The 21,539-nt window shown below is 42.8% G+C and carries 17 protein-coding genes; 10 read left to right on the forward strand and 7 right to left on the reverse strand.

Going from position 1 to position 21,539, the window contains the following annotated elements:
* Nucleotides 1-103 precede the first annotated feature (103 nt).
* The 4 genes from D1367_RS09045 to D1367_RS09060 all read left to right on the forward strand — a co-directional run bounded on the left by D1367_RS09045 (nucleotide 104) and on the right by D1367_RS09060 (nucleotide 4,955).
* Complete coding sequence (locus D1367_RS09045; RefSeq protein WP_118165878.1) at nucleotides 104-2,110, forward strand: ABC transporter ATP-binding/substrate-binding protein; 2,007 nt, start codon at nucleotides 104-106, stop codon at nucleotides 2,108-2,110.
* Nucleotides 2,111-2,164: 54 nt separating this feature from the next.
* A complete protein-coding gene (locus D1367_RS09050; RefSeq protein WP_181985115.1) occupies nucleotides 2,165-2,443 on the forward strand; it encodes a coiled-coil domain-containing protein in 279 nt (92 codons plus the stop codon).
* Between the two features lie 292 nt (nucleotides 2,444-2,735).
* Nucleotides 2,736-3,593: a nitrate ABC transporter ATP-binding protein gene (locus tag D1367_RS09055; RefSeq protein ID WP_118165884.1), complete on the forward strand. Its 858-nt coding sequence runs from the start codon at nucleotides 2,736-2,738 to the stop codon at nucleotides 3,591-3,593.
* Nucleotides 3,594-3,629: 36 nt separating this feature from the next.
* Nucleotides 3,630-4,955 (forward strand): DUF58 domain-containing protein, encoded by a 1,326-nt coding sequence (locus tag D1367_RS09060; protein WP_118165887.1) that lies wholly within the window; start codon nucleotides 3,630-3,632, stop codon nucleotides 4,953-4,955.
* Between the two features lie 111 nt (nucleotides 4,956-5,066).
* On the opposite strand, the gene D1367_RS09065 is transcribed toward D1367_RS09060, so the two are convergent.
* Nucleotides 5,067-6,485: a calcium-binding protein gene (locus tag D1367_RS09065; protein ID WP_118165890.1), complete on the reverse strand. Its 1,419-nt coding sequence runs from the start codon at nucleotides 6,483-6,485 to the stop codon at nucleotides 5,067-5,069.
* Nucleotides 6,486-7,517: 1,032 nt separating this feature from the next.
* On the opposite strand from D1367_RS09065, the gene D1367_RS09070 reads away from it, so the two are divergent.
* Both D1367_RS09070 and moeB read left to right on the forward strand, forming a co-directional pair.
* Nucleotides 7,518-7,976: a M67 family metallopeptidase gene (locus D1367_RS09070; RefSeq protein ID WP_118165893.1), complete on the forward strand. Its 459-nt coding sequence runs from the start codon at nucleotides 7,518-7,520 to the stop codon at nucleotides 7,974-7,976.
* Between the two features lie 67 nt (nucleotides 7,977-8,043).
* Complete coding sequence (gene moeB / locus D1367_RS09075; protein WP_118165896.1) at nucleotides 8,044-9,216, forward strand: molybdopterin-synthase adenylyltransferase MoeB; 1,173 nt, start codon at nucleotides 8,044-8,046, stop codon at nucleotides 9,214-9,216.
* 16 nt (nucleotides 9,217-9,232) lie between these two features.
* Here moeB and D1367_RS30635 read toward each other — a convergent pair whose 3' ends face one another.
* The 4 genes from D1367_RS30635 to D1367_RS09090 all read right to left on the reverse strand — a co-directional run bounded on the left by D1367_RS30635 (nucleotide 9,233) and on the right by D1367_RS09090 (nucleotide 12,857).
* Nucleotides 9,233-9,448: a hypothetical protein gene (locus D1367_RS30635; RefSeq protein WP_181985116.1), complete on the reverse strand. Its 216-nt coding sequence runs from the start codon at nucleotides 9,446-9,448 to the stop codon at nucleotides 9,233-9,235.
* A 42-nt stretch (nucleotides 9,449-9,490) separates the two neighbouring features.
* Entirely contained in the window at nucleotides 9,491-11,365 is a 1,875-nt protein-coding gene (gene ftsH4, locus D1367_RS09080; protein WP_118165898.1) for an ATP-dependent zinc metalloprotease FtsH, read from the reverse strand.
* A gap of 91 nt (nucleotides 11,366-11,456) precedes the next feature.
* A complete protein-coding gene (locus tag D1367_RS09085; RefSeq protein WP_118165901.1) occupies nucleotides 11,457-11,642 on the reverse strand; it encodes a DUF2949 domain-containing protein in 186 nt (61 codons plus the stop codon).
* Nucleotides 11,643-12,410: 768 nt separating this feature from the next.
* Nucleotides 12,411-12,857 carry a TOBE domain-containing protein gene (locus D1367_RS09090; protein ID WP_118165903.1) on the reverse strand — a complete coding sequence of 149 codons (447 nt, stop codon included), beginning with the start codon at nucleotides 12,855-12,857 and terminating at the stop codon, nucleotides 12,411-12,413.
* A 281-nt stretch (nucleotides 12,858-13,138) separates the two neighbouring features.
* On the opposite strand from D1367_RS09090, the gene D1367_RS09095 reads away from it, so the two are divergent.
* From D1367_RS09095 to D1367_RS09110, 4 genes are all read left to right on the forward strand, one after another.
* Complete coding sequence (locus D1367_RS09095) at nucleotides 13,139-14,488, forward strand: APC family permease (RefSeq protein ID WP_118165905.1); 1,350 nt, start codon at nucleotides 13,139-13,141, stop codon at nucleotides 14,486-14,488.
* Between the two features lie 25 nt (nucleotides 14,489-14,513).
* Nucleotides 14,514-14,711 (forward strand): hypothetical protein, encoded by a 198-nt coding sequence (locus tag D1367_RS09100; protein ID WP_118165908.1) that lies wholly within the window; start codon nucleotides 14,514-14,516, stop codon nucleotides 14,709-14,711.
* A 38-nt stretch (nucleotides 14,712-14,749) separates the two neighbouring features.
* Entirely contained in the window at nucleotides 14,750-16,198 is a 1,449-nt protein-coding gene (locus D1367_RS09105) for a deoxyribodipyrimidine photo-lyase, 8-HDF type (protein ID WP_118165911.1), read from the forward strand.
* A gap of 444 nt (nucleotides 16,199-16,642) precedes the next feature.
* Nucleotides 16,643-18,700, forward strand: coding sequence for a bluetail domain-containing putative surface protein (locus D1367_RS09110; RefSeq protein WP_118165914.1), 2,058 nt, complete (start codon nucleotides 16,643-16,645; stop codon nucleotides 18,698-18,700).
* Nucleotides 18,701-19,053: 353 nt separating this feature from the next.
* Here the strand turns inward: D1367_RS09110 and D1367_RS09115 are convergent, their stop codons facing one another.
* A complete protein-coding gene (locus D1367_RS09115) occupies nucleotides 19,054-20,031 on the reverse strand; it encodes a hypothetical protein (RefSeq protein ID WP_118165916.1) in 978 nt (325 codons plus the stop codon).
* Between the two features lie 238 nt (nucleotides 20,032-20,269).
* Complete coding sequence (locus D1367_RS09120; RefSeq protein ID WP_118165918.1) at nucleotides 20,270-21,499, reverse strand: MFS transporter; 1,230 nt, start codon at nucleotides 21,497-21,499, stop codon at nucleotides 20,270-20,272.
* Nucleotides 21,500-21,539 lie beyond the last annotated feature (40 nt).

Below are 21,539 nucleotides of genomic sequence, written 5' to 3' on the forward strand. Positions count from 1 at the left end.
TCTTCAAAGACTAGGGTGCTTAAAGAGAGGTTTGAAAACACAACCTAATGACCACTTACCAAGGACAAATAACAAATAACAAACGATAAATAAGAAAGGACAAATAAGCATGTTTGTAGCTGTTGATCAAATTGACAAAGTTTTTGAATTAACTGGTGGTGGCAAATATATCGCCCTCAAAGGAATCGACCTCCAAATTAAAAAAGGAGAATTTGTTTCTTTGATTGGTCACTCCGGTTGCGGTAAATCCACTCTATTAAATATGATTGCGGGTTTGGATTTGCCCACTGAAGGTATTGTCACTCTTGAAGGACAAAAAATCACCAAACCCGGCCCAGACAGGATGGTGGTGTTCCAAAATTATTCCTTATTACCTTGGCGGACGGTAAGAGAAAATATTGCCCTCGCCGTGGACTCAGTAATGAAAGGTTTACTCCCAGCCGATCGCAACGCCATTATCGAAAAACATATAAATATGGTGGGTTTGCGTCCCCATGCTGACAAACAACCGGGAATGTTGTCAGGTGGACAAAAACAGCGAGTTGCGATCGCCCGCGCTTTAGCGATTCGTCCCAAATTACTCTTGCTAGATGAACCATTTGGTGCATTGGATGCACTCACACGCGGCAATTTGCAAGAACAACTTATGCAAATTTGCGAAGAAAATCAAGTTACCGCCGTCATGGTTACTCATGATGTAGATGAAGCCGTGCTGTTATCTGACAGAATCGTGATGTTAACCAACGGCCCCGAATCTAAAATCGGCGACATTTTAGAAGTGGATATTCCCAGACCCCGCAAGCGGATGGAAGTAGTAGAACATCCTAGCTACTACAGCTTGCGGAGTGAGATGATTTACTTCCTGAATCAGCAGAAACGGATCAAGAAAATTCGGGCGCGGAAAACTGCCGACGTTGCCCGTCATGGATTAGAAAAAGTTAACCTAGAAATTGGCTTTTTACCTCTGACAGCTTGCGCCCCCTTAGCAGTTGCTAAAGAAAAAGGCTTTTTTGTCAAGCATGGTTTAGATGAAGTTAACCTGGTGCGGGAAAGTAGCTGGCGGGGTATAGAAGATGGCATAAGTGGTGGTTATTTAGATGCGGCGCAAATGCCTTCAGGGATGCCGATGTGGCTAACTTTGGGAGGACATAATAACCAACCTCTGCCGGTTGTCACTGCCCTTACCATGACTCGCAACGGTAACGCCATCACCTTAGCAAAACACTTTTATGACGAAGGTGTACACACTTTATCAGATTTTAAAAGATACCTGCTTCACACTCGTGACCAACGGCACACAATGGGAGTAGTACATGCCGCATCAATGCATAACTTGCTGCTGCGTTACTGGCTAGCGGCTGGTGGAATTGACCCAGATAGCGATGTGGACATGAAGACCATTCCCCCAGCGCAGATGGTAGCCGACTTAAAAGCCGGAAGCATTGATGGTTACTGCGTGGGTGAACCTTGGAACTACCGCGCTGCTGTGGAAAATGTCGGCTTTACCATCGCTACCGACTTAGAAGTTTGGCTGGGACACCCCGGTAAAGTTCTTGGTGTGCGGGAAGATTGGGCAGAAAATTATCCAAATACGCATATCGCCTTGACTAAAGCATTGTTAGAAGCTTGCGTGTATTGTGCAAATCCCGAAAATACCCAAGAAATTCGGCAAATTTTAGCAGGGCGAGATTATGTCAGCACTGATTTAGAATACATTCAACTCGAAGATCCAGATAGTCTCACCTGTGACTTAGACCATCCGTTGCGAGACTATGCCCATCTCCAATTTTATTCTGAGTCTGCCATTAACCGCCCCAGTCGCACCGAACAAATTTGGATTATGAGTCAATTGGCGCGTTGGGGTGATACTCCCTTCCCCAGAAATTGGGTAGAAGTTGTTGAACGGGTGTGTCGAGTTCGTGTTTTCAGCACCGCTGCACGAGAATTAGGTTTGGATATTAGCTATATTCGCCAACCGATTCAACTGTTCGATGGTACTCCCTTTAACGCCGATGATCCGATCGCTTATCTCAACAACTTAAAAATTAAACGTGATTTTTCAGTTGCGGAAGTTGTTCTTGATGCACCAAGAAGGAGACTCGCGTCATAAAAAAGTCGTGAGAGAAAGAGGGAGTGGGAGAAGTAGCACATCACGCGCGAGTCTTTGAACTCCATTAATGAGGCTTTGAACTCCATTAATGAGTCTTTGAACTCCATTAATGAGTCTTTGAACTCCATTAATGAGTCTTTGAACTCCATTAATGAGTCTTTGAACTCCATTAATGAGGCTTTGAACTCCATTAATGAGTCTTTGAACTCCATTAATGAGTCTTTGAACTCCTTTAATGAGGCTTTGAACTCCATTAATGAGGCTTTGAACTCCTTTAATGAACCTCCGAACTTTGTCAAGTTATATCTTGCACCAGTCCCTACGACCGCCTGAGAATAAATTCTCAGGCTAATAGCCCAAGTCCACTCAAGTGGACTAAAACCCTTACTTAGGCATCATGTAAAAATAAGTTGTACAAATTTAATCTGGAACGACTTGTGAGCTTAACTTCCCCATCAAAATTGTTCAAGTTATTTTTGCAAGGCTCATTAGTCTTCAATAGATAGACTTTAGCTATAAACTTCAGAATTCATTCTGAGGCGGTCGTGGGAACTGGTGCAAATTCTGAGTCAACGAATCTTTGAACTTTAACATTAAGCTTTTTAATCCCCAAACACCAAATACCATGCAAAACCGTAACTTTACAACTACAAGCACACTAGGAAAACCATTCGTCACTGCAACCACCAACCGCAGACCTTTTCTAGAAATTAAAGACGTTACCAAAGTCTACCCCACAAAGAAAGGCCCCTTCACCGTACTCGATGGCGTTAACCTCAACGTCGAACAGGGGGAGTTTATTTGCCTCATCGGCCACTCTGGCTGTGGCAAATCGACACTACTAAATATGGTATCCGGTTTTAACTTTCCCACCTCCGGGCAAGTGTTACTCGAAGGAGAACCAATCACCAAGCCAGGCCCAGACAGGATGGTTGTCTTCCAAAATTATGCCTTGCTACCTTGGCGAACTGCTTTTGAAAACATCTACTTAGCTGTTAACGCCGTTTATCCCAACAAACCACAAGCCGAAAAAAGAGCGATCGTCCGCGATCATTTGGCAATGGTAGGACTGGCTGATGCAATGGAAAAGAAACCAATGCAAATGTCCGGTGGGATGAGACAACGGGTTTCTATTGCCCGTGCTTTGGCGATTCGCCCGAAAGTTTTAATTTTAGATGAACCTTTTGGGGCGCTGGATGCCATCACCAAAGAAGAATTACAAGAAGAATTGCTGAAAATTTGGGGCGATAACCGTTGTACAGTGCTGATGATTACCCACGACATCGACGAGGCACTATTTTTAGCAGATAAATTGGTAATGATGACCAATGGGCCTCATGCGAAAATTGGCGAAGTTATGGAAATTCCCTTTTCTCGTCCCCGCGATCGCGCCCGGATCATGGAAGATCCACAATACTACCAACTACGTAATTATGCCTTAGATTTCCTCTTTAATCGCTTTGCCCATGATGACGTAGGTTAAACTAATCGTCATTCTCCTAAGTTTTCACTCTAAAAAATGGTTCCTTCCAGACGAGTTTATTTATTGCTGGTTTTAGGTATAGCGATCGCCCCGATCCTATGCCTTTTTTTCAACATTAAAGCAGCGATCGCCATCACTGTGATATTTGATGCGATCGTTCTCGGATTGATGGTTGTAGATGGTTTGCAGGTACGCCGTTCTCGCGTGCAAATTACCCGCGAATTACCTTCACGATTATCCATTGGGCGGGATAATCCAGTGGTGTTAAAAGTAACATCGCCCAATACCAACGCTTTAATTGAAATCTGCGATTACTACCCAACAGGATTTGGGGTATCTGCACCCAAACTTCAGGCTATTATTCCCAGCAACAGCACCCAGGAATTGACATATACCGTCAACCCGACACAGCGCGGCGAGTTTCCTTGGGGAAATATCCAAGCTCGACAGTTGGGAATTTGGGGATTAGCTTGGGATGATTGGCAAATTACCCAAAGTTTGCCAGTGAAAGTTTATCCTGATTTAGTGGGGTTGCGATCGCTGACAATTCGTTTAACATTGCAATCATCAGGATCAATCCGCCAATCCCGCAAAACTGGTATTGGTACAGAATTTGCCGAACTGCGGAACTATCGCAGTGGTGACGATTTACGATTTATTGATTGGAAAGCTACCGCCCGTCGGGTTGGGGCTTATAATAATGCAACGCCACTGGTGAGAGTTCTAGAACCCGAACAGGAACAAACTTTACTAATCTTGCTCGATCGCGGGCGATTAATGACAGCAAAAGTACAGAATTTGCAGCGATTTGATTGGGGTTTGAATGCAACTTTATCCTTAGCATTAGCGGGGTTGCATCGAGGCGATCGCGTCGGTGTTGGTGTATTTGACTGCCAAATGCATACGTGGATTCCCCCAGAACGCGGTCAACATCATTTGAATCAGCTAATCGATCGCCTGACACCAATTCAACCAGTATTAGTTGAATCTGATTATTTGGGGGCGGTGACAAATGTTGTGCAGCGTCAAACTCGCAGGGCGCTGGTAGTGGTGATTACCGACTTAATTGATGTCACCGCTTCTACAGAACTCCTAGCTGCACTCTCTAAGCTAGCCCCCCGGTATCTGCCATTTTGTGTTACTCTGCGAGATCCGCAAGTTGATCGTTTAGCACACACCTTCACAGATAATGTTACAGATGCTTATGCCCGTGCAGTGGCACTAGATTTATTAATGCAACGACAAGTAGCTTATGCTCAGTTGAAACAAAAAGGTGTATTAGTACTAGATGCACCAGCAAATCAAATTGCCGATCAGGTAGTTGAGCGATATGTGCAACTCAAAGCCCGGAATCAACTTTAGCGAATTGCATTAGACATCTCCATAAATTAATTATGCGTTACCTGAAACCCTTGTAGAGATGTTGCAATGCAACGTCTCTACATTCATTTTTGGAGATGTCTCTAATTATGATTAAACAACCACAAAGTTGTTGTTGGTTAGAGATAATCCAGCAGATAATTGGGCAAATTTTACCTGAGTAAATGCAGATGCACTGCCATCTTGGTCAAAGAACAATCCACCTGTAATATTGTCATAAATGAATCGTTGAGCGATCGCTGTTGCAGATGTCCCGATGGTAAACTGACTGGCAAAGAGTGAAGGTGTTGCTAAGTTGCCACCAAAACCAGTAGCAGATACCTGAATCAACTCATCAGTGGCGTTGAAATCATAAAGACTATCAACGCCTTGATTATAACTATTGAAAGTAAAGGTATCAGTACCATCTCCTCCATAGAGAGTGTCATTACCAAAACCACCTGTAATGATATCATTACCTAAACCACCATAAAGAGTGTTATTACCTAATGCGCTGTATGCACTAAGAGTATCGTTGCCATCGCCACCATCCAAAAGATTAGTGCCTGTTGAATAATCAACAATCAAGTTATCAGCACCAGCGCCACCGTTGAGGGTGTTATTTCCTAATGTCCTGCGATAGACTCCTTTGCCGAACTCGCCCTGTTCGTCGTACTCGTAGCCAGAGGCACTAAGAGTATCATTGCCATCGTCTCCATTGAGCAGATTAGCGCCTGATGAATAGTCAACATTTAAGTTATCGCCACCAGCACCACCATTAAGAGTGTTATTGCCAGTGGTCGTATAAAACCTTCCTCCGTAGCCGTAGTCGTAAGTAGAAGCACTAAGAGTATCATTGCCATCGCCTCCATTGAGCAGATTAGCGCCTCGTGAATAGTTAACATTCAAGTAATCGTCACCAGCGCCACCATTGAGGGTATTCTTGCCAGAAGTATTATCAAACCTGTAGCCCTCGAAGTCAGAGGCACTAAGAGTATCATTGCCATCGCCACCATCCAGTAGGTTATTGCCTTTTGAAATGTTAGCACTCAAAGAATCGTCACCAAGACCACCGTTGAGGGTGTTATTACCATTGGCAAGATTGACGTTAAGATAATCATTGTCATCCCCACCATCCAGGAAGTTCTCGCCTGTTGAATAGAAAGCTCTCAAGGTATCGTTACCAGCACCACCGTTGAGGGTGTTATTACCAGACACCTCAGGATTGTAGTATCCACCAGAGACACTAAGAAAATCATTGCCATTACCACCATCTAGTAGGTTATCGCCTGCTGAACTGTCAGCACTCAAGGTATCGTTACCAGCGCCACCGTTGAGGGTGTTGTTACCAGACACCACATTGTAGTCACCTAAGGCACTAAGAGTATCATTGCCATCGCCACCATCTAATAAGTTATTGCCTGTTGAAGAGTTAACGTCTAAGTAATCGCTACCAGTATAACCAACGAGGATGTTATTCCCCTCGCCACCAATGAGAGTATCATTACCGATAGTTCCAATGATATTTGTCATAATTTTTACCTTATTTAATCTCTTGTTGGAGTAACTTTAGTTCTAAACCCTGAGTTAGTGCTGTTTTAGCGCACAAAGAACTAGCCGAGAGTTGACACTTTCGACAAATTCTTTTGTGTCACTATTGAGAAACAGTAATTTTTATCGAAAATTCATTCTGTTGAGCAGCTTACAAGTAGCACCTATTTCAATACTGCGTAGGTTTTGCCTAAAAAATCACTTCGGTGTAGGTTGAGTTGAGGAACGTAGGCCCCTTCGCAGAGCGTCTCGTAGAGAAGGGGCTTCCCGCACGATAACCCAAAATTTTCAGGGCTTTGTTGGGTTTCACGACCTACCCCTACGGGGATCTTGCTACAATCCAACCTACAAATTTTCTTAACCGAGTAGTACTGGCACTCATCTAAATATTACATTTTACACACTGTACAAATTCATGAGTGTATGAATGAACTCAAATAAGTCGTTTCAGGCTTGTTTTAATCATCCTTGATTGAATAGCAATCACTCAAAAAGCCTCGCTAAATTAAGCTTAAATGCCTGAAACTCAGATTCCATACTTTATATTTTTCAATACGTAAGTCCTGCTGTCTTGAAAATAGGTAAAGGGATTTTTATACCCTTGTTGCGGGCTATCGCCCGTAAGTGTCTAGTTTAAAATAGGAAACATTTAAATAACACTGTAATAACCATTTGTAATAACCATATATGAATATTTACCGAGATGTCCATACTTAAAACACATCTTTGCATACTCTTCACATTTTTTATGCTAATGTACATATATATACTTACTTATCTGTATCCATAACATTTTTATAGCCAAGAATTTATTTGCACAAAGCAACAGACAAAGAGTTGTTTGAGCCGAGATTCCAAGGCAGGGAACTTGTTAGATGGTTGAAAGAAAGAAATACAAAATTAATCGTGGCGATCGCTTTGGTTAGGCTACACTTACGCAGTGAGCAAAATAAAGAAAGTGTGTAGAGTCTGTGCAACGCCCCGCTATAGGTTACTAAAATTACAAACGCAGAGATGATCAGAGTTAGCCAAGAACACTTGCAAACTATCCGCACCCATGCCGAAAGCACTTATCCAGAGGAGTCCTGTGGTATGATTTTGGGCTATCTGGCTAATGGGGGTAAAGTTGTGGTAGAGGTCATACCAACAGAAAATGCCTGGAATACAGAAGCGGCGGCTGAGTTTGCAGGGGAACGCACAGCAGAAAGTAAAAGACGGCAATATGCGATCGCACCCGAAGTCATGTTAAAAACACAAAGGGAAGCACGCGACAAATCACTCAACATTATCGGTATTTTTCACTCCCACCCAGATCATCCTGCTATCCCTTCAGAATGCGATCGCCTATACGCTTGGCAAGGATATTCGTATATAATAGTTTCCGTCCAAAACGGCAAAGCTGGAGAACTGCAAAGCTGGAGCCTTGATGAACATCATCAGTTTCAAGCAGAGGCAATTGAAAATATAATTTAACGGCTTGTTTTAAAGACGCATATCGTTTTTCGATAGGATTAATATTCCGTCCCAGATCATAACTGCTATGCTAAATCCCAATCTGGATGAAATCCAGTTGACCAAAGACGATTACGAACGCTACTCCCGACACCTGATTTTACCGGAAGTAGGATTAGAAGGACAGAAGCGCCTAAAAGCTGCCAGTGTCCAGTGTATCGGTACAGGTGGACTAGGTTCACCATTACTTTTATATCTGGCGGCGGCGGGTATTGGACGTATCGGGATTGTCGATTTCGATGTTGTCGATACTTCCAACTTACAACGCCAAGTAATTCACGGTACATCGTGGGTAGGTAAACCTAAGATTGAATCGGCAAAAAACCGCATTCACGAGATTAACCCCTATTGTCAGGTTGATTTATATGAAACCCGTCTAACTTCCGAAAACGCTTTAGAAATCCTTCAACCTTACGATATCGTTGTGGATGGTACTGATAACTTCCCCACGAGATATCTAGTTAACGACGCTTGCGTATTGCTGAATAAGCCCAACGTCTACGGTTCAATTTTACGCTTTGAAGGGCAAGCTACTGTATTTAACTACCAAGGTGGGCCAAATTATCGTGATCTTTTCCCAGAACCACCACCACCAGGGATGGTTCCCTCTTGTGCAGAAGGTGGCGTTTTGGGAATTTTACCAGGAATTATTGGTTTAATTCAAGCAACGGAAACTGTCAAAATTATTCTGGGACAAGGTAATACATTAAGTGGACGATTGCTGCTATACAACGCCTTAGATATGAAATTCCGGGAGTTGAAGCTGCGTCCTAACCCAATTCGCCCAGTGATTGAAAAGCTGATAGACTACGAACAATTCTGCGGAATTCCACAAGCTAAGGCAGAGGAGGCTAAACAGCAGATGGAAATGCAAGAAATGACTGTTAAGGATTTGAAGGAGTTGCTAGATAGTGGTGCGAAGGATTTTGTACTGCTAGATGTCCGCAACCCCAATGAGTACGACATTGCTAAGATTCCTGGTTCAGTGTTAGTGCCTTTACCAGAGATTGAAAATGGGAATGGCGTTGCCAAGGTGAAGGAAATATTGAACGGTCACCGCTTAATTGCTCATTGTAAGATGGGCGGGCGATCGGCAAAAGCCCTCGCTATTCTCAAAGAAGCCGGGATTGTCGGGACGAATGTCAAAGGCGGAATTACCGCTTGGAGTCGAGAAATCGATCCTTCTGTTCCAGAGTATTAAAAACGCACTGCTTTCCTTAAAGAGTGGCATTTTTGAAACGCTTTAGGTACACAAAGGAAAGCGCAGAGGAACGCAGAGAATAACTTTGCGTTCCTTTGCGTTTAAAATTCTGGCGTTCTAAGATGCGACATAAGGGAACTCCAAAAAATAAATTATTCCACATTAAAGTCGTTGACTGTTGACTGTTGACTGTTGACTGTTGACTGAAAACTCGTGAACCGTCAACGGTCAACAGTCAACAATAGCAATGGAATATTTTTTTACTTGGAAGTCCCTAATCAGCAGTTGTCTTAGCTACAGGTTTAACCTGACTTAGCAAATCGTGCAGTTTTTCGCCTTCAATGACCTCTGTTTCTAAGAGTTGAGTCGCGATCGCTTCTAGCAAGTCTCGATTCTGTCTGAGAATCTCTAGGGCTTGCTCGTGGGCTGTTTCCACGATTTCTTTGACTTCGCTATCAATAGCTTTGGATGTGTCTTCACTCACCGCCCGCCGAGGATTAGCCCCACCATTACCCAAAAACATCGATTGTTGTCCTTGTTGGTAAGCCAATGGCCCTAAGACTTTGCTCATACCATAAGATGTTACCATCCGTTCTGCCAAGTCAGTTGCTCGTTGCAAATCGTTGGAAGCACCTGTTGTAATACTGTTAAACACAATCTCTTCGGCGGAACGTCCACCTAACAAAGTCGCAATCTGACCCCGCAGTTCCTCTTCATTCATCAAAAAGCGGTCTTCAGTTGGTAATTGCAGAGTGTAGCCCAAAGCAGCCATCCCACGAGGAATAATCGAAATCTTTTCTACGCGACCGTTTCCTGTTGTTAGCGCCCCGACCATTGCGTGACCAACTTCATGGTAAGCAACAATCTTTTTCTCAGTCTCATTCATCACTCGACTCTTTTTCTCTAAACCGGCGACTACCCGCTCAATTGCTTCGGCGAAGTCTTCTTGAGCAACACTTTCACGTAGATTACGGGCTGCTAATAATGCGGCTTCGTTCACCAAGTTTGCCAAATCTGCACCAGCAAAACCAGGGGTACGAGTAGCGATCGCTTTTAAATTTACATCATCTCCTAATTTTACCTTTTGAGCGTGAATTTTGAGAATTGCTTCCCGACCAGATAAATCGGGACGGTCTACCAACACTTGGCGGTCAAAGCGCCCTGGACGCAGCAATGCAGAGTCAAGGCTTTCGGGGCGGTTGGTAGCTGCTAGTACAATCACTGTTGCATCCCCAGCTGCAAACCCGTCCATCTCTGTTAGTAACTGGTTGAGAGTCTGTTCTCGCTCATCGTTACCACCGTAGAAGCCGTTACTGCTACGAGACTTACCGATCGCATCTAATTCATCAATAAATATAATACAGGGAGCCTGTTTTTTAGCTTGCTCAAACAAATCCCGCACTCTTGAAGATCCTACACCGACAAACAATTCTACAAACTCCGAACCAGAGATACTGAAGAATGGAACTCCTGCTTCTCCGGCTACGGCTTTCGCTAAAAGTGTCTTACCAGTACCCGGAGGGCCAACCAACAACACACCTTTGGGAATCCTAGCGCCAATTTGGGTAAATCGTGCCGGAGTCTTGAGGAAATCGACAATTTCCACTAACTCAGTTTTCGCTTCTTCTACCCCAGCCACGTCTGCAAAGGTAATTTTAGCTGATTCGCCTTCAACGTAAACCTTAGCTTTGCTCTTACCAATAGAAAGCGCACCTTGGGGGCCACCGCCACCACCACGGGCGAGAAAGAATTGCCAAATACCAATAAAAATCAGTGGTGGAATCACCCAACTTAAAAGGGTTGTAAACCAAGTATTCTTCGGTGGAGGTGTAGCAGCGAACTCAACTCCCTTTTGTTCTAGCAGTTTGGGTAACTCTAAATCAAATATTGGTGTAGTTGCAAACACCTGGGGCGGCTCGGCATTTTCTGCTTTTAGTTGGTAAATAATCTGGTTTTGACCAACGGAAACGCGGCTGACTTCCCCTTCTTGTACTTGATGAATAAACAAGCTATAAGGAACACCAGTCGGGCCAGAAGCAAATAAACCAGGCAAAAATAAATTTAAGAGCAAAAATAGCCCTGATACTGCCAGTAATATATTAGCAATGATCCGAAACCGAGGTGACTTGGGCTGTTCTTTAATTCCCATAAATATTACCAATCCTTAAAATGAAAACTGTTGAGAATGTGACTTTCACAGAAAGTCTGTTATTTACCATCTGAATAGTTGCAGCACTAGCTTATACTGTTTCCAACCAATCAAAAATTTGGGCTAACTGATCCAGTGTTACCAGTCCATACTGCCAGAGGGTCATAGCCAGAAAGTTGGGGGTCTGCTCACAATGTCGCAAAGCAAGAGAAATTGCTCCACTAGGAATACCCAACTCTTCCTTTAAAAAATGCACCAATTTATCTGTAGGTTTCATAGCAATGTTAAATAAGCCTTATTTCTCAGAGAGCTTAACCTGTGTGCTGTAATGTCCAGGCTGCATCGCTAAGTTGTTCAGTTTGTTTTGATCGTTAAGAATACTACCGCTTTTCATAATTTCCTCCATTTAGCAATGGTTGCAGATTTTTTTTTATTTATGTAACTAAACTTAACAATTAAATTAATCTTTGGGAACTAACGAGCAAATACGGTTTACCGTACTCAAAGAGTTTACACGACTCGAAATCAGAAAACTTTAGTGAAGAAAATGCTGTCCAAGAAGAGGCAGAGATTCTGAGAAGCAAAGATAAATCTCTGTGTTCTGTTCCATATCCCCATGTAATGTTCATTTTTCACCAATAATTTATATCTTTAGATAGATACGTACACAATCTGGACAGAGCGATATCTACGACGGGCTATTCGGCATCGCAACATCCAATTGCAAATCTTTTTGTAAAGTCTTGTATAGCAGCAAGCCAAACAAAAATGATCCGTGTTTTACCAATTCACGAAAATCCTGATACATATAGATTTCTCGTAGGGGCATGGCAATGCCATGCCCCAAAAGAGCGTATTTCTATCATTATTAAAGTGAAATGGTATTAATCCCTAAGCAATTGGATATGCGACGCCCAATAGCCGATTGTAAGCATCGCATTAACTATATATACTCAATTTATCTTGCAGCTTTCCAAGATCAAAAATGTTTGTTAATGGTGATAATTCATCTTTTTAATATCCAACGCCTAAACTCAACGTATTTCTATTCTCTAGCAATGACAATATCGTTAGATTTAATGACTGCATAAGCTTCTTTTCCCTCAGATAGTTCCAACTCTTCTGCCGAAGCTCTAGTGATAATCGAGGTTAATTCTACTTTATGAATAATCTCTAGAGTCACCTCACTATTAACTGCTCCATAAACAACTCGTTTAACGACACCTTTAAGAATATTACGAGAGCTAACTTTTAGTGATTTCTTTTGAATACTACTTTCTACATCAGGTTTTTGAGTGTAGTAGATATCTTCCTGTTTTTCCTGCTGAATTGGTGGTGATATCGGTGCTGATGATTGGTGATTAAGGCTACGCACGAGTTCCCGCAGAATCTCAGTCTTAGTGCGTTGAGACTGTTCGCAGAACTCCTCTAGAATCTTCCGCTCGTCCTCTGAGGTTTGAAATGTGACCCATCCTTGTTCTTTTCTTGGCATAATGTTATCAATTTTGGTTCTTCGTTGGTATGATTCTACCAAGTATCAATTGGATGTGTTGTTTTAATAAAAATATTTTTTTGGAAGGTTTTTCTCCAATTTTCTAGAAAATTCATTAACTAATCTCATACATTTAACTACATAAATATTTATTTTTTGTAGGGACAAAACAATTTGTTACTTATTTTGGGATCAAAATTATGATTATCGGCAAGCCTTTCTGTCGTGATATCCTCACTGATAAACGCTACATCTTAACAATCTAAACAGGGAGATCAAATATGTCTGCCACAAATTCTCCACCCCAACTGAAACGAGAGTTAGGGGTGGTTGGTGCAACCTTGATGGGACTGGGTTCGATTGTCGGGACGGGTGTATTTGTCACTATCGGGATTGCAGCAGGCATTGCTGGCCCGGCGGTAATTTTGGCGGTAGCAATTGGGGCAATTGTTGCTACCTGTAATGGACTCAACAGCGCCCAGTTAGCAGCTAATCATGCTGTCAGTGGTGGCACTTATGAATATGGTTACAAATATCTTACCCCCGCATTGGGCTTCACCGCCGGCTGGATGTTTTTGGTAGCAAAGACTGCATCAGCCGCAACCGCCGCTTTAGGTTTTGCTGGTTACTTACTGAATATTGGGGGTTTGAGTTCTAGTTGGGTAGTTCCTACAGCCGTCTTAGCTGTAGCGATCATGACGTTAGTTGTCTTAAGTGGTATCCGCCGCTCTAATGTAACCAATACAGTGATTGTGTCGGTAACGCTACTATCTTTAGGCTTCTTTATCCTGGCTTGTCTACCCCGTGCTACCGAGGTGGGAATTGAGAATTTGACACCTTTTTTCAGAACCTCTCCAGCCGCAATACTTCATGCTAGCGCCTTGATGTTTGTCGCCTACACAGGTTATGGGCGCATTGCCACAATGGGAGAGGAAGCACGCTCCCCAAGGGAAACGATTCCTAAAGCGATGATTGTCTGTCTGCTGTTAACAATGTTACTTTACATGGCAGTAGCAATAGTTGGTATTGGGGCTGTGGGGGCAGATGTCTTGGGTAGTAGCACAGGGCAGACGGCAGCGCCCCTAGAAGTGGCAGTCCGCAGCGTTGCCGGTTCCGGTGGTGCATTGGTTTTAGGGATTGGTGCGGTGACAGCCATGCTAGGCGTGCTATTGAACCTGATTTTGGGCTTATCTCGTGTGTTACTGGCAATGGGACGGCGTTCAGATGCTCCAAAATTTTTAGCACGGCTTAACCAAGAACAGACAACCCCATATTGGGCTGTAATATTTGTCGGAATAGCGATCGCTCTATTAGTACTGTTGGGTAATGTCAAAACTACCTGGTCGTTTAGTGCCTTTAGTGTTTTAATTTATTACGCAATTACCAGCTTCGCCGCCCTGCGTCTAACCCCATCAGAGCGACTATATCCTGTATGGGTAGGTTGGTTAGGTCTTGTAAGTTGCCTTTTTCTGGCTTTCTGGGTAGAATCTGCAATTTGGCAAGTGGGTTTAGGGTTGATTGTCGCAGGGTTAATTTGGCACAAAATTCGCCGAGCGAATCGCCCAAGTACCATGAAGGAGGCAGGGGGAGGAGGGAGTGAGGGAGAAGAATTAATAACCAATGCCCAATGAAATACGGTTCGGTTAAGGTTTTTTGATGAAAATTTTAGATCACAAAGATTCGATAATTTATCACAAAGACGCGATTTATCGCCGTCAAGACAAAAGACCGATTATTGTAAAGACGGCGATTCATCGCGTCTTTTGCCTTAACCGAACTGTATTGATGCCCAATGCCCAATCCCCACCCCCAAAAGAAATTTATCGCCAGAATGATGTTCATTGGTACCACTAGCATTTAAGCTAGTACGGGTGAACTATATGTAACATGGAATGTCTGACTTAATTCTGTTTTGGCATCGGCGCGATTTACGCATTTCTGACAATACGGGACTGGCTGCGGCAAAACAACAAAGTCCGAAAGTAGTGGGGGTGTTTTGCCTCGATCCGAATATTCTGGAACGGGATGATGTTGCTCCTGTGAAAGTAACTTATATGATTGGCTGTTTGCAGAAACTCCAAGAGCGATATGCTGAAGTTGGTAGCCAGTTGTTAATACTCCACGCCAATCCTATACAAGCGATACCAGCTTTAGCAGAAGCAATAAATGCCAAAGCTGTTTTTTGGAATTGGGATGTAGAACCTTATTCGCAAGAACGCGATCGTACCATTATAAATGCCCTCAAAGAAAAAGGTATTCAGTTTCTTAACCAAAACTGGGATCAAATTCTCAATTCCCCAGAACAATTACGCACCGGTAGCAATCAACCTTACACGGTTTACACCCCCTTCTGGAAAAATTGGATTACCAAACCGAAAGCGAACCCAGTAGAAACTCTGCAAAATGTTGAGGGTTTAACGGAAGCTGAACAGGAAATTGCTAAACTTGCAGGAGCCTTAACGTTACCTTCAGCGAAAGATTTAGGATTTATTTGGGATGGAGAATTAATTATTTCACCAGGAGAGGCGGCAGCGCAAGAACGGCTAGAGGAATTTACGGCTAAAGCGATTACTGAATATCAAGAACAGCGAAATTTTCCCGCAGTGGACGGAACATCGCAACTGAGTGCAGCTTTAAAATTTGGCGTAATTGGCATTCGCACTGTTTGGCAAGCCACCATAGAAGCACTAGAAAACAGCCGCAGTGAAGAAACAGCAGTTAATATTCGTACATGGCAACAAGAATTAGCTTGGCGGGAGTTTTATCAACATGCAATGTATAACTTCCCCGAATTAGCTGATGGTGCTTTTCGTGACACTTTTAAAAACTTTCCTTGGCAAACTAACGAAGAACATTTCCAAGCTTGGTGTGAGGGGAGAACTGGCTACCCTATTGTAGATGCAGCAATGCGCCAGATGAATGAAAGTGGCTGGATGCATAACCGTTGTCGAATGATTGTTGCTAGTTTCCTTACCAAAGACTTGCTAATTAATCCCCAATTGGGAGAAAAATACTTTATGCAGCACCTGATTGATGGTGACTTATCTGCTAATAATGGCGGTTGGCAATGGAGTGCTTCTAGCGGCATGGATCCTAAACCTGTGCGGATTTTTAACCCAGCCAGTCAAACACAAAAATTTGATCCAGAGGGGGAATATATTCGGCAATGGGTGTCAGAATTGCGGTCTGTAGATACAGAATATTTAGTTACTGGGAAAATTCCATCTTTAGAACGTCATGCTGTTGGCTATCCTGAACCTATTGTGGATCATAAAATACAACAACAGCAATTTAAACTGCGTTATCAACAGCAAAAAACCGTTAGTAATGGTGGTGAGTAAAATTGTGAATTTTTTAATGTTTATTTAGGTTGATACTGTATCATAATAAAAATCTTGCTATAGGGCTATTTCATTCTCATCTAGCCCGCCTCAGAATGAATTCACCTCTCTTATAGCGAAAGTCGTCTTTAGACGACTGATAAAAGGTTATAGTTCGTTAAAACGGACTTTAGCTAAAAGCCTCTGAACTTTAGTTGTGGGCGATTTATGTCTAGAACGAAATAGCCCTGTGTTGCTATAGGGCGATCGCATCTAAATAAGTAGTCAGACAGAATTGATTACACAATATCATTGCGATCGCTCGCAATTGACTGTAAATATTTTTGTCGGACTACTTATTGACGAGAGACGTAGCACTGCTACGTCTCTCTTACGCATTGACAAATGAAATAATAAATGCGGTAGTAAAACAACTGGAATCAAACAGATAAGGAACACCAATTTATGACCTCAACCACAACTTACACTTACGATGTCGATGGCAAAGTGATATCTGAGAGGACAGACAACAACGGTGATGGGATAATAGACTCAGTTATTACCTACCGCTATGACCTGACATCCTTTAGCCAAGACTTCACCGGCGACGGCAAAGTTGATTTTGTCGAAACCTCTACTTATGATGCCAAGGGCAACCAGACATCCACCAGCCGTGACTTCAACGGCGACGGCAAAGTTGATTATGTCGAAACCTCTACTTATGATGCCAAGGGCAACCGGACATCCACCAGCAGTGACAACAACGACGACGGCAAAGTTGATTCTGTCCAAACCTATACTTATGATGCCAAGGGCAACCAGACATCCAATAGCCTTGACAACAACGGCGACGGCAAAGTTGATTCTGTCGACACTTTTATTTATAATGCCAAGGGCAAGGTGACATCCTATACTTCTGATAGCAACGGCGACGGCAAAGTTGATTATGTCCAAACCTATACTTATGATGCCAAGGGCAACCTGACATCTGATAGCGTTGACTTGAAGGGCGACGGCATACCTGAGTATGTCCAAACCTATACTTATGATGCCAAGGGCAAGGTGACATTTAGTAGCTTTGCCAACGGCGACGGCATACCTATTTATGTCACCACCTATACTTATGATGCCAAGGGCAACCTGATATCCAATAGCTTTGACAACAACGGCGACGGCAAAGTTGATTCTGTCCAAACCTATACTTATGATGCCAAGGGCAACCGGACATCCACCAGCTATGACAACAACGGCGACGGCAAAGTTGATTCTGTCGAAACCTCTACTTATGATGCCAAGGGCAAGGTGACATCCAATAGCCGTGACGACAACGGCGACGGCAAAGTTGATTCTGTCGAAACCTCTACTTATGATGCCAAGGGCAAGGTGACATCCAATAGCCGTGACGACAACGGCGACGGCAAAGTTGATTTTGTCGAAACCTCTACTTATGATGCCAAGGGCAACCGGACATCCTTTAGCCGTGACTTCAACGGTGACGGCAAAGTTGATTATGTCGAAACCTCTACTTATGATGCCAAGGGCAACCTGACATCCTTTAGAGTTGAAAACAACGGCGACGGCAGATTTGATCCTGTCCAAACCTATACTTCCTATACTTATGGACGCGCATCCGCTAGCTATGACTTCAACAATGATGGTGTAATTGATGCAGTTGGCATCTACAGCTACGATTTTAACGGCAACCTGAAATCACAAAAAATTGACAATAATGATGATGGCATCTTTGATGAAGTCACCGCTTACAGTTACGACGCTAACGGCAAACAGACTGCACAGCTAGCTGACAAAAATAATGATGGCATCCCTGATGAGATTACCACTTTCAACTACGATCGCAATGGCAAACTAATTTCCGCAGATATTGACAACAACAGTGATGGCATTACTGATGCAGTTGCCACTTATCTGTATGATACCAATGGTCAATTAATCAGCAAAACCACTACAGACGTAAATGTGCCAAAGATTACTTTAAAAGGTGGTAACGGTGCAGATGAACTCAGTGGTGGGGCTGGTAATGATCAAATTTCCGGCAAAAATGGCAATGATAAACTCTTTGGATTAGCCGGAAATGACAAACTAGTTGGTGGTAGTGGTAATGACATCCTCAATGGTGGCGCTGGGCGTGATACCCTCACAGGCGGTTGTAGCGCTGATACATTTGTGTTCAGTAGTCTAAGTGATTCGCTGCTGTCTAGCTTTGATAAAATAACTGACTTGAACATTTCTCAAGATAAAATTGATGGGCTATATGCAGTTAGCGCGGCTAATTTAGTTCAACTTGGCACTGTTGCGAGTCTAAATGTCTCAGATATACAACAGATATTGACTGCAACTGCTTTTGTAGCTAAAGGTGCGGCAACTTTTACCCTCGGTACAGGCAATCATCAGCAGACTTTTCTGGTACTCAACGATAACACTAATGAATTCTCTGCCCTCACGGATGCTGTGATTGAGATTAGTAGCTACAAAGGCAGCTTGAATAATTTAGCAGTTGTCTAACTTCATACTGCTGACCAAAACTAGAGCGTCGGTTCGTACCCTTTGTCCAAATTTGAATTTATTATCCCCCTTGCTAGAAAGCTCCCTGTCTTCTGCCTCCTTCAATAAACCTTATTAGGCGCAGAGAACACAGAGAAAAGAGGAATTATGAGCTAAAGCGCAGTTTTGGCGGGGTGGGCTTGGCGATATTATGCTTAATTGCCCGGACATCATTAGGACTTACGCAAAAATTGCCAAAAAGCTTAATTTATCGAATCGCCTTTCCTTCCCTACGGGACGCTGCGCGAATGTGTAGGGTCTCTTAGACAAGAAGCCAAGAATCGTAGAGTGTGCGTTAGTCCTAATCATATTACTTACGCCTTGATAGGTAAACGAGAAATTGTCCATAAGATGAGCAAGAAGATTAAGTAAATTACGCCAACCAGCCCAAACTCAATCAGAGGAATATAGGTTACTTCATAAATTCTGCCCAAGCCGCGTTCAGTCAGTCCATAAACGGCCAGTACACTCACTAAAAAGGCTCCATAAATAGTACGTTTAGTCAAAATACTTACAGGTAAACCGTGGAGTTGAGTAAGTATTAAAATGCCAAGAAAACCAAAGAGGAATGTTGGCCACTTGCTTTGCCCTAGCATCAAAGATACAACTACACTATGTAAAACCACTGTAATTTCTAAAGTAAATGTCCACCAGCGATTTACATGGCTGCGGTTAAATATCAACGACGATTGCAGCAGAAGCAAGAACATGTAAAGAAAACCAATTAAGTGCCCCAAAGTCGCCTCCATTGGATGATACCAAAAGGTGTAGATAGCGGCGAAGGAGAAAAAGTAGCCGTGGTACAGCTTGATAATTTGCAAAAACTGTTGATGAAATGGAACAGAATTGCCAAAAAACAAACCGCGTCGAGGCGTTTCCAAAATCAGTACGAACACCAGTAGAAGAACAACTGCACCTTGAGAAGCCCAAATTGAAGTATCTTGAGCTAGAGCATCGTACCAAATATAAGTTTGGAGAAAGTGTAAAGCGATGAATGCACCATTAATAGCAAGCATGAGGTAATTAATCGGGTGCAACGCTGATTTGTATTTCAACTGCGATCGCTGCGCCCACAAGATACACCCCCAGATGCTAAACTGATGCCCAATGTACATACCCCAAGCCGTCGCCCGACTCCAAAAGGTTGGTTGGGGAAGCTTCCAGTAATACCAGTTTAATCCTTGATCGGGAAGTTTAATGATGCTTGCAGGAATGCTCCCACCTACCCAAATTGCGTAGGTGAGAAGGATGCTTACAATAATGCCTAAAAACAATACTCGGCGACCAGTCATAGTAATTTTAGATTTTAGATTTTAGATTTCAATACTGCGTAGGTTTTGCATAAAAAATAGAAATGTGTAGGTTGAGTTGAGGAACGAAACCCAACATTTTCCTGGGTTTGTTGGGTAACGCATTGCCTCAACCCAACCTACGAATATTCAAAGCCTACGCAGTATTGTTTTAGATTTTAGATTTGGAATTAAAAATATTTAATACAAGGCTGTTTCCAAAAATTATTAAGCTTTGAAATCAAGATTGTGAGGCTACACGTTCTCTGTTTGGTTCAGATGCGCTTTTCGTTACTCGCAAACTAAGAGTGAAAGCTACCAACATTACTAAAGATCCACTCAAAAAAGGAGCATAAATTCCAAATTTCATAAAACTAACCCCTGCCCACGTTGGGCCAACGATGCGTGCCAACGCAGAGCAAGAACTAGCAATACCTAATATTTGTCCTTGTTCTTCTGGGGCTGTAATTTGGGAAATTAGGCTGTTTAATATTGGTTGACTAACACTAATTCCCCATGCTACAAGTGTGGTGGCAACCAACAATAAAATTAAGCTTTGTGAGAATCCAATTAACAGTAATCCTAAACCTAATCCTAATATCCCCAAGATCAGTAACTTTATTTCACCGAAGTATTTTTTAAGGAATCCGATTAGTCCTCCTTGAATGATTGTGCTGACAATCCCCATGAAGGCAAAAAGATAACTTGTTTGTTGAGGGCCCCAGTTTAATTGCTGCTTTGACCATAAAGCCAATGTAGAGTCCATAGACGCAACAGCAAAGGTAACAAAAAAGTAGATGCCAGCAAGCAAGCAAAACTGTGGACGTTGTGACACTTGTAGCAAGTTCAGCCGTCGCTGACGGTAGCGATTAGCTTGGATTTTGGCTTTAGTCTCAGAATTCAGAGATTCTGGAAGTAACATCAAAGCACAAAGCAATGCTAATAAAGATAATCCGGCTGCGAACAACGACGGTAGATGAAAGTTAGCGTTGTTTCGATCAGATCCGATCAGAAGACCTCCAATAGCTGGGCCGAGAATAAAGCCAAGACCAAAAGCTGCTCCGATTATGCCCATGCCACGAGATCGATTAGCTGGCGTGGTAATATCTGCTATGTACGCTTGAGCAGTCGCAATATTCCCTGCCATAATTCCGGCAAGACTACGAGCAATAAACAAAATCCATAATGAATTGGCAAAACCTAACCCTGCGTATGCAATTACAGAACCGAATAAAGTAAGCAATAAAATCGGACGGCGACCGTAGCGATCGCTAAACTTGCCCCATAATGGTGCAAATAAGAACTGCATTAAAGAATAAATAGCTACAAGTAGTGTCGCTTCATTAGGTTTTGCACCAAATTGTTCAGCATACAAAGGCAGTATCGGCAGGATAATTCCGAAGCCGAGCAAGTCTATAAATACAGTCAAAAATAATACGAATATAGCCCTGCTACTATTTTTAGTCTCCATAGTGCAATTCCCTTTTATAAAAATATGTGTAATATCGATT

It is taken from the genome of Nostoc sphaeroides, from assembly GCF_003443655.1.
Classification (GTDB): domain Bacteria; phylum Cyanobacteriota; class Cyanobacteriia; order Cyanobacteriales; family Nostocaceae; genus Nostoc; species Nostoc sphaeroides.